Consider the following 14,873-nt stretch of genomic DNA (forward strand, 5'->3'; position numbering starts at 1 on the left):
CAGCCATGAAGGCGTTGTGTTCATGTCTGCGCGAGCGCGCAGAGGGCGTCGTGCACCCTTTTTTAGCCCTGGTCGCCGGGTTGATGATGATCCCCGGCGCCGGGGCGGTGACCACCCAGTCATTCAGGGTGAGCGCGACGGTTGTACCGGGCTGCTCGGTGAGCACCGGCACGGGCGGACGCTTCGGGACGCTTGACTTCGGGACCCACAGCGGCGTGAAAAACACGCCGGTGAGCACCAGCTTTGTCGCCGACGGCGCGTTGTCCATCGCCTGTACGCCGGGCGTGGCGCTGAGCATGAGCATTAACGGCGGGCAGAACTACAGCTCGGTGCGGCGGATGACCCGTTCAGGCGGGACAGAGGTGGTCGGATACCGCCTCTACAGCAGCAGCTCGCTGGCCGCAAACAGTGAAATAGGGGTTAACCAGGCCATACCCGTTACCTATACCAACAGCAATAACATCGCGCTGCCTTTATTTGGCGTCGCGCTCCTGACGGGTTTCAGCCTGCCGGGAACTTATTCAGATCAACTCACCGTGACCTTGTCATGGTAGGAAAGGGAGAGCATTGATGAAGCCATTTTTCAGGCGGTTATGCCTGGCGGGGCTGCTGGGGACGACGGCCCTCGCGGCGGGTCAGGCGCGGGCAGCGGCGACCATTCTCCTGTGGCCCATCGATCCGTGGCTTTCGGCAGACGCCAAAGCAACGGAGCTGTGGATCCAGAATCAGGGAAACAGCGCCACGACAATGCAGGTGCGCATTGTGCGCTGGAAGCAGGAGGGCGGGTATGAGCGCTATACGGCGCAGCAGGACGTGGTCGCCAGCCCGCCAATCGTGACCATCGGCAGGGGCAATAAACAGCTGATTCGCCTGATCAGGCAGGGGACGATCCCGTCGGGCGTCGAGCAAGCCTACCGCATTATCGTGGATGAACTGCCCCAGCCGGATGCCAAAGCCGAACCGTCCATGGGCCTCAAGCTGCAAATGCGCTACTCCATTCCTTTATTCGTCTACGGTCAGGGGATCCCCACCATCAACGAAGGCGCGCATCATGCGCTGGTAAACCCCGGCAACCTGAGCTGGCGGGTCATTCAGGAGCAGGGTAAACCCGCGCTGCAGGTGCGCAATCAGGGGGACGTTCACGTCAGGCTTAGTCAGGTTGCGGTTGAGCAGGGCGGGCAAAAACGCACGGTTGCCGAGGGGCTGCTGGGCTATGTGCTGCCGGGCAGCACCCGAAGCTGGCCGCTTCCGGCAGGTATTTACCAGCCGAACCGGATGAGCGCGCAAATCAATGCCAGGGATACGCAATGGCAATCGACCCCCGACAGCTGAAACCGGCAATGATGATCCTGCTTTGCGTCAGTACCAGCTCGTGGGCCGAAGGCGGCGACGACAGTTTACCGCCGCCGCCGGACGCGCGGTCGATGAACGGCGAAGCCGTGTTCCAGCTCGCACTGGTGCTGAACCACTATGACACGGGCCAGGTCGTGCCCGTGACGCAGCGCGGGGGCGCCTGGTTTATTTCGGGGGCGGATTTGCTTCGCGCCGGGCTGCCGCCGGAGCACGTGCCTGCCGGAGAGGTGAACCTTTCAACGCTTTCATCGGTGCGCGTGGAGTATGACAGCAGCGCCCAGCGGCTGTTGCTGACGGTCCCCCGGGAGTGGGTAGCGGCGCGGGTCACCTCGTTTAACGGTCAGAGCGCGCAAAGCAAGCCGCATTATGGCCGGGGCGCGCTGCTCAACTACGACGTTTATACCAACCATACCGAGCACACGGGCGGCCAGGCGTCGGTGTGGCATGAGTTCCGCTATTTCAACGAAGACTATTCATTTTCTTCGACAGGGTACGCGCGACAGAATTTCGCCGGAAGCAGCGGGCAGCAGGAGGGGTACGTGCGCTACGACTCAACCCTGCTCATCACCAACGAGGACGATGCCACCACCTGGACCGCCGGGGACGTCATCAGCGATGCGCTGAGCTGGAGCAGCAGCGTGCGCATGGGCGGGATCAGCTACGGGCGCGACTTCTCCCTGCGCCCGGATCTGGTGACCTGGCCGCTTCCGGAATTTTCCGGTGAGGCGGCGGTGCCTACCTCGGTCGATCTGTTTATCAACGGCTACCGTTCCGGCTCTACCCGTCTTCAGCCGGGGCCATTTACCCTGACCAATCTGCCCTATATTAACGGCGCGGGGGATGCGGTACTGGTCACCACCGACGCGCTGGGGCGGCAGGTGAGCACCACGCTGCCGTTTTACGTCAGCAGCGATGTGCTGAAGCAGGGGCTGAGCGACGGTGCAGTGACGCTGGGTAGCCTGCGGCGCAACTACGGCATCGAGAATTTCGATTATGGCCCGGCGGCGGGCAGCGGATCGTATCGCTACGGGGTTACGGACTGGCTGACGCTGGAAGGCCATGCGGAGGGGGCGGAGTCGCTGGCGCTCGGCGGTGCGGGCACGGTGGTGAAGCTCGGGCGATTTGGGGTGGTCAATACCTCTTACACCCAAAGCCGGATGCGCGGCGACGAGGGGGGACAGATGAACTGGGGCTATCAGTACAGCACCAGCGAGTTTAGCGTGGCAACCCAGCATACCCGGCGCGACCGCGGCTTCGGCAACCTTGCTCTTTACGATCGGCCCACCGTTTATGATGAATATGATAACCCCGTCGCGAGCCTGAGCCGCAACACCGACCAGTACTCCCTGACCTTTAACCTCGGGGATTACGGCAATATCGGCGCGGCGTGGATCGGCGTGGAGAATTTTGACAGCCAGAAAACCGAGCTGCTCAACCTCTCCTGGAGCCGAAACCTGTGGGGCTCAAGCAGTATTTATCTGGCCGCCAGCCGCGACCAGCAGCGGGGCGACTGGACGGTCGCGCTGTCGCTTCAGGTGCCGCTGGGCGAACGGGACAGCGCTGCCGTCACCTTTGAAAATACCCCGGACGCGGGCAGCACCCAGCGCGTCAACTATAACCACTCGATGCCTTCGGACGGCGGCTTTAGCTGGAATATGGCCTGGGCCAACCAGTCGCGCTCAAGCAACTACCAGCAGGCCACGCTCGGCTGGCGCAACAATAACGTTGAGCTTCAGGGGGGCGGCTACGGCGAGCAGGGCATGATGACCTGGTGGGGCGAGGCGATGGGCTCCATCGTGCTGATGGACGGTGAACTGTTTGCGGCGAATAAAATCAACGACGCGTTTGTGGTGATTAGCACCGACGGTCACCCGGACGTGCCCGTCAGCTACGAAAACCAGCCGGTCGGCAAGACCAATAGCAAAGGCTATCTGCTGGTCAGCGGCGTGTCAGCCTATTATCCGGCGAGCTACCGCATCGATACCCTGAACCTGCCGGCGGATACCCGGCTGAAAGAGACCGAGAGGCGGGTGGCGATTCGCCGCCACAACGGCTATTTGGTGGATTTCCCAATGGAGCAGGAGCGCGTCGCCAGCGTGATCCTTCACGATGCGCAGGGGAATGCCGTTCCGGTGGGAAGCCAGGTCAGGCGCGCTTCCCGCAGCAATGCGGTGGTTGGCTATGACGGCATCGCCTGGCTGGAAAACCTGAACGACGTGAACCCGCTGGAGGTCACCATGCCGGACGGCAAACGCTGTGCCGCCACGCTGACCGTGGGCGAAAACCCCGGGCATAAGCTGCAAACCTTCGGTCCGCTGACCTGCCGGGAGGCGCCGTGAAGCGCCTGCTTATCGCGCTCCTGCTGCTGTTCTCCGGCGGCAGCTGGGCGGCCTGCACCGTCAGTACGGTGAATGCCGCGTTTGGCAGCGTCACCTCGTTCGCCCTTAGCGGTACGGGGGAGGTGCAAACCACCGGCACGCTGGTGGTGGCCTGCGATACGGTCCTCAACCTGCTCACCAACGACTCGGTGACGCTGACCTACACTTCGGCGTCGATAGCCGCCAACAGCCGCGCCACCATGAAACGTACCGACAACGCGGCCATCGCTGACGTTATCCCTGCGCGCCTGTGCGGTGCCTCAGGCTGCGGCGCAAACAGTGAAGTGCAAATCAGTAAAACCTATAGCTGGAGCGGCAACACGCTGCTCGGGTTGCTGGGGTCACGGCGCTACAATATTCCGCTTTATTTCCGTACCGTGCCGGGGCAGAACGTCACGGCCGGGCCGTACCAGGTGTTGTTAACGTTCAGCATCAGTTACAACGTCTGTGCCGTTGGCGCAGCCGGACTATGCCTGACGCCGCAAACCGGCACGGCGACCACCTCCATTCTGCTCAACATGAACGTGACCAACGATTGCAGCACCATGAGCACGCCGGACGTCAACTTCAACAGCGCGCCGCTGGTGCAAAACTTTCCCACCGTCTCACAGTCCGTCTCCGTGACCTGCACCAAGGGCAGCACCTACACCATAGGCATTAACAATGGTGCCAACGCCCTGAACAACGTTCGCCGTATGGTCAGCGGCAGTAACTTTATGAGCTACGACATCTTTAAAGAGGCGTCGGGCAACCGCTGGGGCGGCAGCGGCAGCGAGCGCTGGGCCAGCGCCAGCTCCTCCCAGGTCAGCACCGACGGGCTTTTGCGCACCTATAACTACACCGCTAAGGTCCTGACCAATCAGGCCACGCCGCCGGCAGGTACCTACACCGACACGCTGATTGTTGACGTTGCGTTCTGACTCCCCGCGCTTTTCCCTTTCGCAAATGTAAAGTTCCCGTGGCCTGTGCCGATAACACCGTTAATAAATCTATGAGAAGGTGTTGTATGTTGAACCGTATCCGCGTTGTCACAATGCTTATGTTGGTGCTGGTCATTTTCGCACTTCTTCAGCTTATTTCCGGCGGCCTCTTTTTCTCGTCGTTAAAACAAAACCAGGACAGCTTCGCGGCCTCGAACGATGTGCGCATGCAGCAGAGCGAGCTGACCACGACCTGGGACCTGATGCTGCAGACGCGTATTAACCTGAGCCGCTCGTCCGCCCGCATGATGATGGATCCTGGCAACCAGCAGAGCAGCGCGAAAACGGAACTGCTGAAGAACGCGCGCGCGACGCTGGCCGACGCGGCAAAACACTACGACGCCTTCAAAAAAATCGCCCCTCAGCCTTCAATGGCGCAGGCGAGCGCAAACATAGATGAAAAATATCAGGCCTACTTCGCTGGCCTGACGGAGCTGGTGCAGTTCCTGGAGAACGGCAACATGGAGGCCTATTTCGCCCAGCCGACCCAGGGAATGCAGAACGCCCTCGGCGCGGCGCTCGGGGAGTACGCTAAGGCCAGCGGCGAGCTTTATCACTCCGCGTTTACGCAGAGCCAGAACGATTACCGCTTTGCGAAATGGCAGATGGCAGTTCTCGCCCTCGCGCTGGTCATCGTGCTGATGTCCGTGTGGTACGGCATTCGCCATATCCTTCTTAACCCGCTTGGCCGCGTCATTGCCCATATCCGCGAGATTGGTCGCGGCGACCTGACGAAAACGCTGGTTATTTCCGGGCGCAACGAGATCACCGAGCTGGCAACCAGCGTCGATCGCATGCAGCGTTCGCTGATTGAGACCGTCGCGAACGTGCGTGAGGGGGCGGATGCCATTTATACCGGCACCAGCGAAATTGCGATGGGCAACAACGATCTCTCATCCCGTACCGAACAGCAGGCGTCGGCCCTTGAAGAGACGGCGGCCAGCATGGAGCAGCTCACGGCAACCGTGAAGCAAAACGCCGACAACGCCCGCCAGGCGTCTCAGCTCGCGGAAAGCGCCTCCGACACCGCCCAGCGCGGCGGGCGGGTCGTCGACGGCGTGGTGAAAACCATGCACGACATTGCCGACAGCTCAAAGAAAATTGCCGACATCATCAGCGTTATCGACGGTATCGCCTTCCAGACCAACATTCTCGCGCTGAACGCCGCCGTGGAAGCCGCGCGGGCTGGCGAGCAGGGGCGCGGGTTTGCGGTCGTCGCCGGTGAAGTGCGTAACCTCGCCAGCCGCAGCGCCAATGCGGCGAAAGAGATCAAAGCCCTCATTGAAGACTCTGTTTCACGCGTCGATACCGGCTCGGTGCTGGTGGAAAGCGCGGGTGAAACCATGAATGACATCGTGAATGCCGTGACTCGCGTGACGGACATCATGGGTGAAATCGCCTCTGCATCGGACGAGCAGAGTCGCGGTATTGACCAGGTCGCCCTGGCGGTATCGGAAATGGATCGTGTGACGCAGCAAAACGCCGCGCTGGTGCAGGAGTCCGCCGCCGCGGCTGCCGCGCTGGAGGACCAGGCGAGCCGCCTGAAAATGGCCGTCTCGGCGTTCCGTCTTACTTCAACAATGACAAATACGGTCAGCGCGCGTACCGCGTACGACGACGCAGCCCCGGCGCCCGCGGCGACACGCCCGCGCGCAGCGGTGACCGGACAAGATGAAAACTGGGAAACATTTTGACTGACAGTTAAACCGCGGCCGCTTGCCGCTTGATGGGAGCGTGGATGTTAAATCGTATTCGTATCTCGACCACACTGTTTTTGATTCTGATCCTGTGTGGGGTGTTGCAGGTTGGCAGTAACGGGTTGTCTTTCTGGGCGTTTCGCGATGGCTATCAGAATTTGCAGGAAGTTGAGACGAGTAATCAGCAGCGCTCCGCGCTGGCACAAACGCGTGCCGTGCTGTTGCAGGCAAGCACCGCGCTGAACAAAGCCGGGACGTTAACCGCGCTGAGCTATCCGCCGGATGATATTAAGGCGCTGATGGCGATTGCCCGCAGCAGCCTGAAGCAGGCCGACGCGCAGTTTAGGGCATTTACGGCGCAGGAAGCCGTAAGTGAAAAAGAGAAAGCGCTGAAGGGCGCCATGAAGAAGAACTTTGATGCCTGGTACGGCGATCTGGAACATCAGGCAACGTGGCTGGAGAACAACCAGCTTTCTGACTTCCTGACCGCGCCGGTGCAGGACTCGCAGGCGGCGTTCGACGGCAGCTTCAACGCGTGGCAGCAGGACATTAACCAGTTTGTCGCGCGTGCCGGCGCGGACAGCCGGACCAGCTACCGCACGTCGGGGGTGATTTTCCTGACCATGGTTGTCCTGGCAGCGCTGTTAACCGGCGGCTCGCTGTGGTGGGCGCGCAGGACGATCGTGCAGCCGCTGGCGGTCGTCAGCAGCCACTTCGACAGCATTGCGGGCGGCAACCTGGCACGTCCGGTTGCCGTGTACGGGAAAAATGAGATATCCGCGATCTTTGCAAGCCTTAAGGCCATGCAGGGCTCGCTGCGGGAAACGGTAAGCGACGTGCGGCAGGGCAGCCACGCCATGCACACCGGGATCTCAGAGATTGCGGCGGGCAATAACGATCTGTCGTCCCGCACCGAGCAGCAGGCGGCTTCGCTGGCGCAGACGGCGGCCAGCATGGAGCAGCTAACCGCGACGGTAAGCCAGAACGCCGATAACGCGCGCCAGGCGTCCGATCTGTCGAAACAGGCGGCGATGACGGCGAAGCGCGGAGGCGATCAGGCTACTCACGTCGCCAGCACTATGCAGGACATCGCCGCCAGCTCGCAGAAGATTGGCGACATTATCAGCGTTATCGACGGTATCGCGTTCCAGACCAACATTCTGGCGCTGAACGCCGCGGTGGAGGCGGCGCGCGCCGGCGAGCAGGGGCGCGGGTTCGCGGTGGTCGCAGGGGAAGTCCGTAACCTTGCCAGCCGCAGCGCCAACGCGGCGAAAGAGATAAAAGGGCTGATTGAAGAGTCGGTCTCCCGCGTTCAGCAGGGCTCGGCCCTGGTGGATACGGCAGCGCAGACCATGCACGAGATTGTCACCTCCGTGACGCGGGTTAACGACATTATGGGGGAAATCGCCTCGGCGTCCGATGAGCAACGCCGCGGCATTGAACAGGTGGCGCAGGCCGTGACCCAGATGGATCAGGTAACGCAGCAGAACGCCTCGCTGGTGGAAGAGGCGGCGGCGGCAACCGAACAGCTGGCAAACCAGGCTGACCACCTTACCGGGCTGGTCGCCATATTTAATCTGAAAGAGCACGTTGAAGCAGTAACCGAAGTCGGACGGCCACAGGCCGTGCCCGTTGTAACCTGAATGTGATTAAGAAGGCGCTATGACATCACCCATGCCCTCAGGGCAAACGTCATTACTGTTGCAGATGACACAGCGCCTCGCGCTGTCCGACGCGCATTTTCGTCGGATATGTCAGTTAATCTACCAGCGTGCGGGGATCGTGCTTGCGGACCATAAGCGAGACATGGTCTATAACCGGCTGGTGCGGCGCCTGCGCACGCTGGGGCTGGACGATTTTGGTCGCTATCTGAGCATGCTCGAAGCGAACCAGAACAGCGCCGAATGGCAGGCATTTATCAACTCGTTGACCACCAACCTGACCGCGTTTTTCCGCGAAGCGCATCACTTCCCGGTGCTGGCGGAGCACGCCCGTCGCCGTAGCGGAGAGTATCGCGTCTGGAGCGCTGCGGCTTCTACCGGCGAGGAGCCGTACTCGCTGGCCATCACCCTGGCAGACACCCTGGGCATGGCGCCGGGCCGCTGGAAAGTGTACGCCAGCGATATCGACACCGAAGTGCTGGAAAAAGCGCGCAACGGCGTTTATCGCCAGGATGAGCTGAAAACGCTCTCTCCTCAGCAGCTGCAGCGCTACTTCATGCGCGGCACCGGTCCGCACGAAGGCCTGGTGCGCGTACGCCAGGAGCTGGCGAACTGCGTGGAATTTGCTCCCGTTAATTTACTGGATAAACAGTACAACGTTCCGGGGCCTTTCGACGCCATCTTTTGCCGTAACGTGATGATTTATTTTGATAAAACGACGCAGCAGGACATTTTGCGTCGCTTTGTTCCGTTGCTCAAGCCTGACGGTTTACTGTTTGCCGGGCACTCGGAAAACTTCAGCAACCTCGTGCGTGAGTTTAGCCTGCGTGGGCAAACGGTATATGCGCTGAGTAAGGAAAAAGCATGAGTAAAATCAGGGTATTGTCAGTCGATGATTCGGCGCTGATGCGCCAGATCATGACCGAAATCATCAATAGCCACAGCGATATGGAGATGGTGGCCACCGCGCCGGATCCGCTGGTCGCGCGGGATTTAATCAAAAAATATAACCCCGACGTGCTGACGCTGGATGTCGAAATGCCGCGCATGGATGGCATCGATTTTCTGGAAAAATTAATGCGCCTGCGCCCGATGCCGGTGGTGATGGTCTCTTCCCTGACCGGGAAGGGCTCGGAAATTACCCTGCGCGCGCTGGAGCTGGGGGCGGTGGACTTCGTCACCAAGCCGCAGCTCGGCATTCGCGAGGGCATGCTGGCGTACAGCGAAACGATCGCCGAGAAGATCCGCACCGCGTCCCGGGCGAAGCTCGCCGCGCACAAACCGATGGCGGCTCCGGCAGCGCTGAAGGCGGGGCCGCTGCTCAGCTCGGAAAAACTGCTGGTGATTGGCGCGTCAACCGGAGGAACAGAGGCAATTCGCCATGTACTCCAGCCATTGCCGCTCTCAAGCCCGGGTATCCTGATTACGCAACATATGCCGCCAGGCTTTACCCGCTCGTTCGCGGAGCGCCTTAACAAGCTGTGCCAGATTAGCGTGAAGGAGGCGGAGGACGGCGAGCGCGTGCTGCCGGGGCATGCGTATATCGCGCCGGGGGACAAGCATATGGAGCTGGCGCGCAGCGGGGCTAACTATCAAATCAAAATTCATGACGGGCCGCCGGTTAACCGGCACCGTCCGTCGGTGGATGTGCTGTTTCATTCGGTGGCGAAACATGCGGGGCGCAACGCCGTGGGAGCGATCCTGACGGGGATGGGCAACGACGGCGCCGCCGGAATGCTTGCGATGCACCAGGCTGGCGCCTGGACGATTGCGCAGAATGAAGCAAGTTGTGTGGTGTTCGGCATGCCGCGCGAGGCCATCAACATGGGTGGCGTGAGCGAAGTGGTCGATCTTAGCCAGGTAAGCCAGCAGATGCTGGCGAAAATCAGTGCCGGACAGGCAATACGTATTTGACTCAGGAGTATTATTTTATGGCGGATAAAGAGCTTAAGTTTTTGGTTGTGGATGACTTTTCCACCATGCGACGCATTGTGCGCAACCTGCTGAAAGAGCTGGGCTTCAACAACGTTGAAGAAGCAGAAGACGGCGTGGATGCGCTGAACAAGCTGCAGGCTGGCGGGTTTGGTTTTGTAATTTCTGACTGGAACATGCCGAACATGGACGGGCTGGAGCTGCTGAAAACCATTCGTGCCGATGCGGGCATGGCCTCTATGCCGGTACTGATGGTGACCGCAGAAGCGAAGAAAGAGAACATCATCGCCGCCGCACAGGCGGGCGCAAGCGGCTACGTGGTGAAGCCATTCACCGCGGCGACTCTGGAAGAGAAGCTCGGCAAGATCTTCGAGAAACTCGGCATGTGAGGAGTTGGTTATGATGCAACCTGCTATGAAACCCGTTGAAGAACATTCGCCGAGCGACATCATTGCCCGCATCGGCAGCCTGACGCGCATGCTGCGCGACAGCCTGCGCGAGCTGGGGCTGGACCAGGCTATCGCCGAAGCGGCGGAAGCCATTCCTGACGCACGCGACCGTCTGGACTATGTGGTGCAGATGACCGCTCAGGCGGCCGAGCGCGCGCTGAACAGCGTTGAGGCGTCGCAGCCGCACCAGGACGCGATGGAAAAGGGCGCAAAAGCCCTGACCCGGCGCTGGGACGAGTGGTTTGAAAACCCCATCGAGCTGGCGGACGCGCGCGAGCTGGTGACCGATACCCGCCAGTTCCTTGGCGACGTGCCGGGCCACACCAGCTTCACTAACGCCCAGCTGCTGGACATCATGATGGCGCAGGATTTCCAGGACCTCACCGGCCAGGTGATCAAGCGCATGATGGATGTGATTCAGGAAATTGAGCGTCAGCTGCTGATGGTGCTGCTGGAGAACATTCCCGAACCAGCCGCCCGCCCGAAACGCGAGAACGAAAGCCTGCTCAATGGCCCACAGCTCGACGCCAGCAAGGCGGGCGTGGTGGCAAGCCAGGACCAGGTGGACGATCTGCTCGACAGCCTGGGTTTCTGATTGCCCGCTCTGCCTCGGGTCGCGAATGCGGCCTGAGGCAGTCAATGACATAATCAGTGAAAAGAGCCCGATTAAACGGGCTTTTCCCGCCATTGGAATTTCTCTGCGCTGGCATGATACCCGTGAATTAATGGGCTGCGAGCAGGCACAGTGGCAGAAGATAACGACGACAAAACGGAAGCCCCCACACCCCACCGGCTTGAAAAGGCGCGTGAAGATGGGCAAATCCCCCGATCCCGGGAGCTGACATCGCTGCTGATCCTGGTGGTCGGCGTATGCATTATCTGGTGGGGCGGGGAGTTGCTTGCGCGCAGGCTGGCGGGCATGCTCTCAGCCGGCTTACGTTTTGACCACAGCATGGTAAACGATCCTAATCTTATCCTGATTCAGATCATCAACCTGGTGAAAAGCGCGATGATCGCCTTACTGCCGCTGATCGTCGGCGTGGTCATCGTGGCGCTGGTCTCCCCGGTTATGCTCGGCGGTCTGGTGTTTAGCGGTAAGTCACTGCAGCCAAAATTCTCCAAGCTCAATCCGTTTCCCGGCATTGCAAAAATGTTCTCCGCGCAAACGGGGGCGGAACTGCTTAAAGCGATCCTGAAATCGCTGCTGATGGGCGGGACGGCCGGGTTTTTCCTGTGGCATAACTGGCCGGAAATGATGCGCCTGATCGCCGAATCCCCTCTGACGGCGATGAAAAACGCCCTCAACCTGGCCGGGTTATGCTCGCTGCTGGTGGTGCTCAGCATTATTCCGATGGTGGCTTTCGACGTCATCTTCCAGATCTATTCTCATATCAAGAAGCTGCGCATGTCACGTCAGGACATCCGCGACGAATATAAGCAGATGGAGGGCGACCCGCACGTTAAGGGCCGCATTCGCCAGATGCAGCGTGCCGCCGCGCGCCGTCGCATGATGGAAGACGTGCCGACGGCTGACGTGATTGTCACCAACCCGACCCACTACTCCGTGGCGCTCCGGTACGATGAAAACAAAATGAGCGCGCCGAAAGTGGTGGCGAAAGGGGCAGGGCTGATTGCGCTGCGCATTCGTGAAATCGCGACGGAAAACCGCGTGCCGATCCTTGAAGCCCCGCCGCTGGCGCGTGCGCTGTACCGCCACGCGGAAATAGGTCAGCAGATACCGGGACAGCTCTACGCCGCTGTGGCAGAGGTACTGGCCTGGGTGTGGCAACTGAAACGCTGGCGTTTAGCAGGCGGTCAACGACCTGTAAAACCTGAGAACCTTCCGGTGCCTGAAGCACTGGATTTTTTGAACGAGAAGGACACTGATGGCTAATCTGGTGGCAATGTTGCGCCTGCCCGGCAACCTGAAATCGACGCAATGGCAGATCCTTGCCGGACCGATTCTGATCCTGCTAATTCTGTCGATGATGGTGCTGCCGCTGCCGGCATTTATCCTCGACCTGCTTTTCACCTTCAACATCGCGCTGTCGATCATGGTGCTGCTGGTGGCAATGTTCACCCAGCGCACGCTGGAGTTTGCCGCGTTCCCGACGATCCTGCTGTTCACCACGCTGCTGAGGCTGGCGCTGAACGTTGCCTCCACGCGTATTATCCTGATGGAAGGTCACACCGGCGCGGCCGCGGCGGGTAAGGTGGTTGAGGCTTTCGGCCACTTCCTCGTGGGCGGTAACTTCGCTATCGGTATCGTGGTGTTCGTCATCCTGGTGATCATTAACTTTATGGTTATCACCAAGGGCGCGGGGCGTATCGCAGAGGTGGGCGCGCGCTTTGTGCTCGACGGGATGCCGGGCAAGCAGATGGCGATCGACGCCGACCTGAACGCTGGTTTGATCGCGGAAGATGAAGCGAAAAAACGCCGTGCCGAAGTGACCCAGGAGGCAGACTTTTACGGCTCCATGGACGGTGCGAGTAAGTTTGTGCGCGGTGATGCCATCGCGGGTATTCTGATCATGGTGATTAACGTCGTCGGCGGCCTGCTGGTGGGCGTGCTGCAGCACGGCATGGACATGGGCCACGCGGCGGAAAGCTATACGCTGCTGACCATCGGTGATGGCCTGGTCGCCCAGATCCCGGCGCTGGTGATCTCCACCGCGGCAGGCGTGATTGTTACTCGCGTCAGCACCGATCAGGACGTGGGTGAGCAGATGGTTGGTCAGCTGTTCAGCAACCCACGGGTGATGCTGCTGGCTGCGGCGGTTCTCGGCCTGCTCGGCCTGGTGCCGGGGATGCCGAACCTGGTGTTCCTGCTGTTTACCGCCGCGCTGCTGGGGCTTGCCTGGTGGATGCGCGGCCGGGAAACCCAGCCTGCGGCAGAGCCTGCGCCGGTTAAAATGCCCGAGAACACCCAGGCGGTCGAAGCCACCTGGAACGACGTTCAGCTCGAAGATTCACTGGGGGTGGAGGTGGGGTACCGTCTGATCCCGATGGTGGATTTCCAGCAGGATGGCGAGCTGCTTGGCCGTATCCGCAGCATCCGTAAAAAATTCGCCCAGGATATGGGCTTCCTGCCGCCGGTCGTCCACATTCGCGACAATATGGATCTCCCGCCGGCGCGCTACCGCATTCTGATGAAAGGGGTTGAGATCGGCAGCGGTGACGCCTATCCGGGCCGCTGGCTGGCGATTAACCCGGGCACCGCCGCAGGCACGCTGCCGGGCGAGCAGACGATCGATCCGGCCTTTGGCCTGGCGGCTATCTGGATTGAGAGCGCCCTGAAAGAGCAGGCGCAGATCCAGGGCTACACGGTGGTCGAGGCCAGTACCGTGGTGGCGACACACCTCAACCACCTGATCGGCCAGTTCTCTGCCGAACTGTTCGGACGGCAGGAGGCGCAGCAGCTGCTCGACCGCGTGACCCAGGAGATGCCGAAGCTGACCGAAGACCTGGTGCCGGGCGTGCTGACCTTAACCACGCTGCACAAGGTGCTGCAAAACCTGCTCGACGAGAAGGTGCCTATTCGCGATATGCGCACCATCCTCGAAACGCTGGCCGAACATGCTCCGCTGCAAAACGATCCGCACGAGCTGACCGCGGTGGTGCGCGTGGCGCTGGGAAGGGCCATCACCCAGCAGTGGTTCCCGGGAACCGGCGAGGTGCAGGTGATTGGCCTCGACACGCCGCTGGAGCGTCTGCTGCTCCAGGCGCTCCAGGGCGGTGGCGGGCTGGAGCCCGGCCTGGCGGACAGATTACTGGCGCAAACCCAGGAGGCGCTGGCGCGTCAGGAGATGCTGGGCGCGCCGCCGGTGCTGCTGGTGAACCACGCGCTGCGTCCGCTGCTGTCGCGCTTCCTGCGCCGGAGCCTGAACCAGCTGGTGGTGCTGTCGAACATGGAGCTGTCCGACAACCGCAATATCCGCATGACGGCGACCATAGGAGGAAAATAATGCGTAAGTGGCTGTGGATCTTACTTTTCCCGCTCGCGGCGCAGGCCGCAGGCGAGGGGTCATGGCAGGCCAGCAGCATCGGCCTGACGCTTAACCATCGGGGAGAGTCGATCGCTTCCCGTCCGCTGTCTCCCCCTGAACCCGTCTCCGGGCAGATGACGCTGGTGGTGTGGAGCTATACGCCGATCGGACCGACGCCTGCCGGGCTGCGGGTGCGCCTGTGCTCGCTGTCCCGCTGCGCGGAAATCGACGGTCAGAACGGTACTACCCGGGCCTTCAACGGCGTGTCTGCCCAGGAGCCGTTACGCTTCATCTGGGAAGTGCCGGGCGGGGGCCGCCTGATCCCGGCGCTGAAGATTCAGCGTAACGAAGTCCTCGTTAACTACCGCTAGCCGCCTGCCTTTCGCCAGCCTTCCGCATTTCTGAAGGCTGGCTCGCAAAATTGACCTTCCCTTTTG

At 61.0% G+C, this 14,873-nt stretch carries 13 protein-coding genes; all 13 read left to right on the forward strand.

What is annotated here, in order from left to right; all coding sequences use genetic code 11:
* The first annotated feature begins 5 nt into the window (after window positions 1-5).
* The 13 genes from HWQ14_RS13770 to flhE all read left to right on the forward strand — a co-directional run bounded on the left by HWQ14_RS13770 (window position 6) and on the right by flhE (window position 14,807).
* Window positions 6-554 carry a Csu type fimbrial protein gene (locus HWQ14_RS13770; RefSeq protein WP_176610023.1) on the forward strand — a complete coding sequence of 183 codons (549 nt, stop codon included), beginning with the start codon at window positions 6-8 and terminating at the stop codon, window positions 552-554.
* A 16-nt stretch (window positions 555-570) separates the two neighbouring features.
* Entirely contained in the window at window positions 571-1,332 is a 762-nt protein-coding gene (locus tag HWQ14_RS13775; RefSeq protein ID WP_148418097.1) for a fimbrial biogenesis chaperone, read from the forward strand.
* Window positions 1,308-3,692 (forward strand): fimbria/pilus outer membrane usher protein, encoded by a 2,385-nt coding sequence (locus HWQ14_RS13780; protein ID WP_176610024.1) that lies wholly within the window; start codon window positions 1,308-1,310, stop codon window positions 3,690-3,692. Before HWQ14_RS13775 ends, HWQ14_RS13780 begins: the two co-directional genes overlap by 25 nt.
* Window positions 3,689-4,651 (forward strand): Csu type fimbrial protein, encoded by a 963-nt coding sequence (locus HWQ14_RS13785; protein ID WP_176610025.1) that lies wholly within the window; start codon window positions 3,689-3,691, stop codon window positions 4,649-4,651. Before HWQ14_RS13780 ends, HWQ14_RS13785 begins: the two co-directional genes overlap by 4 nt.
* A gap of 86 nt (window positions 4,652-4,737) precedes the next feature.
* Window positions 4,738-6,405, forward strand: a complete 1,668-nt coding sequence (gene tar, locus HWQ14_RS13790) for a methyl-accepting chemotaxis protein II (RefSeq protein WP_176610026.1) — start codon at window positions 4,738-4,740, stop codon at window positions 6,403-6,405.
* 44 nt (window positions 6,406-6,449) lie between these two features.
* Entirely contained in the window at window positions 6,450-8,051 is a 1,602-nt protein-coding gene (gene tap, locus HWQ14_RS13795; protein WP_176610027.1) for a methyl-accepting chemotaxis protein IV, read from the forward strand.
* A 19-nt stretch (window positions 8,052-8,070) separates the two neighbouring features.
* Window positions 8,071-8,937 (forward strand): protein-glutamate O-methyltransferase CheR, encoded by an 867-nt coding sequence (cheR, locus tag HWQ14_RS13800; RefSeq protein WP_017384409.1) that lies wholly within the window; start codon window positions 8,071-8,073, stop codon window positions 8,935-8,937.
* On the forward strand, window positions 8,934-9,983 hold the full coding sequence (locus HWQ14_RS13805; RefSeq protein ID WP_148418092.1) for a protein-glutamate methylesterase/protein-glutamine glutaminase: 1,050 nt from the start codon (window positions 8,934-8,936) through the stop codon (window positions 9,981-9,983). The genes cheR and HWQ14_RS13805 overlap by 4 nt, the downstream gene beginning before the upstream one ends.
* A 17-nt stretch (window positions 9,984-10,000) precedes the next feature.
* A complete protein-coding gene (gene cheY, locus HWQ14_RS13810) occupies window positions 10,001-10,390 on the forward strand; it encodes a chemotaxis response regulator CheY (protein ID WP_008500431.1) in 390 nt (129 codons plus the stop codon).
* 10 nt (window positions 10,391-10,400) lie between these two features.
* Window positions 10,401-11,045, forward strand: a complete 645-nt coding sequence (gene cheZ, locus HWQ14_RS13815; RefSeq protein ID WP_176610028.1) for a protein phosphatase CheZ — start codon at window positions 10,401-10,403, stop codon at window positions 11,043-11,045.
* Between the two features lie 150 nt (window positions 11,046-11,195).
* Window positions 11,196-12,344, forward strand: coding sequence for a flagellar biosynthesis protein FlhB (flhB, locus tag HWQ14_RS13820; RefSeq protein ID WP_148418090.1), 1,149 nt, complete (start codon window positions 11,196-11,198; stop codon window positions 12,342-12,344).
* Window positions 12,337-14,415, forward strand: a complete 2,079-nt coding sequence (gene flhA, locus HWQ14_RS13825) for a flagellar biosynthesis protein FlhA (RefSeq protein ID WP_176610029.1) — start codon at window positions 12,337-12,339, stop codon at window positions 14,413-14,415. Before flhB ends, flhA begins: the two co-directional genes overlap by 8 nt.
* The gene (gene flhE / locus HWQ14_RS13830; RefSeq protein ID WP_176611196.1) at window positions 14,412-14,807 is read left to right on the forward strand and encodes a flagellar protein FlhE; all 396 of its coding nucleotides are present in this window, start codon (window positions 14,412-14,414) and stop codon (window positions 14,805-14,807) included. Before flhA ends, flhE begins: the two co-directional genes overlap by 4 nt.
* Window positions 14,808-14,873: the final 66 nt, after the last annotated feature.

The sequence above is a fragment of the Enterobacter cloacae genome (assembly GCF_013375935.1).
GTDB classification, from domain to species: Bacteria; Pseudomonadota; Gammaproteobacteria; order Enterobacterales; family Enterobacteriaceae; genus Enterobacter; species Enterobacter pasteurii.

What these genes read in the sequence shown, in the direction of transcription:
- HWQ14_RS13770 (WP_176610023.1), top strand. Translation starts at nt 6, where the DNA reads ATGAAGGCGTTGTGTTCATGTCTGCGCGAGCGCGCAGAGGGCGTCGTG.
- HWQ14_RS13775 (WP_148418097.1), top strand. Translation starts at nt 571, where the DNA reads ATGAAGCCATTTTTCAGGCGGTTATGCCTGGCGGGGCTGCTGGGGACG.
- HWQ14_RS13780 (WP_176610024.1), top strand. Translation starts at nt 1,308, where the DNA reads ATGGCAATCGACCCCCGACAGCTGAAACCGGCAATGATGATCCTGCTT.
- tar (WP_176610026.1), top strand. Translation starts at nt 4,738, where the DNA reads ATGTTGAACCGTATCCGCGTTGTCACAATGCTTATGTTGGTGCTGGTC.
- tap (WP_176610027.1), top strand. Translation starts at nt 6,450, where the DNA reads ATGTTAAATCGTATTCGTATCTCGACCACACTGTTTTTGATTCTGATC.
- cheR (WP_017384409.1), top strand. Translation starts at nt 8,071, where the DNA reads ATGACATCACCCATGCCCTCAGGGCAAACGTCATTACTGTTGCAGATG.
- HWQ14_RS13805 (WP_148418092.1), top strand. Translation starts at nt 8,934, where the DNA reads ATGAGTAAAATCAGGGTATTGTCAGTCGATGATTCGGCGCTGATGCGC.
- cheY (WP_008500431.1), top strand. Translation starts at nt 10,001, where the DNA reads ATGGCGGATAAAGAGCTTAAGTTTTTGGTTGTGGATGACTTTTCCACC.
- cheZ (WP_176610028.1), top strand. Translation starts at nt 10,401, where the DNA reads ATGATGCAACCTGCTATGAAACCCGTTGAAGAACATTCGCCGAGCGAC.
- flhA (WP_176610029.1), top strand. Translation starts at nt 12,337, where the DNA reads ATGGCTAATCTGGTGGCAATGTTGCGCCTGCCCGGCAACCTGAAATCG.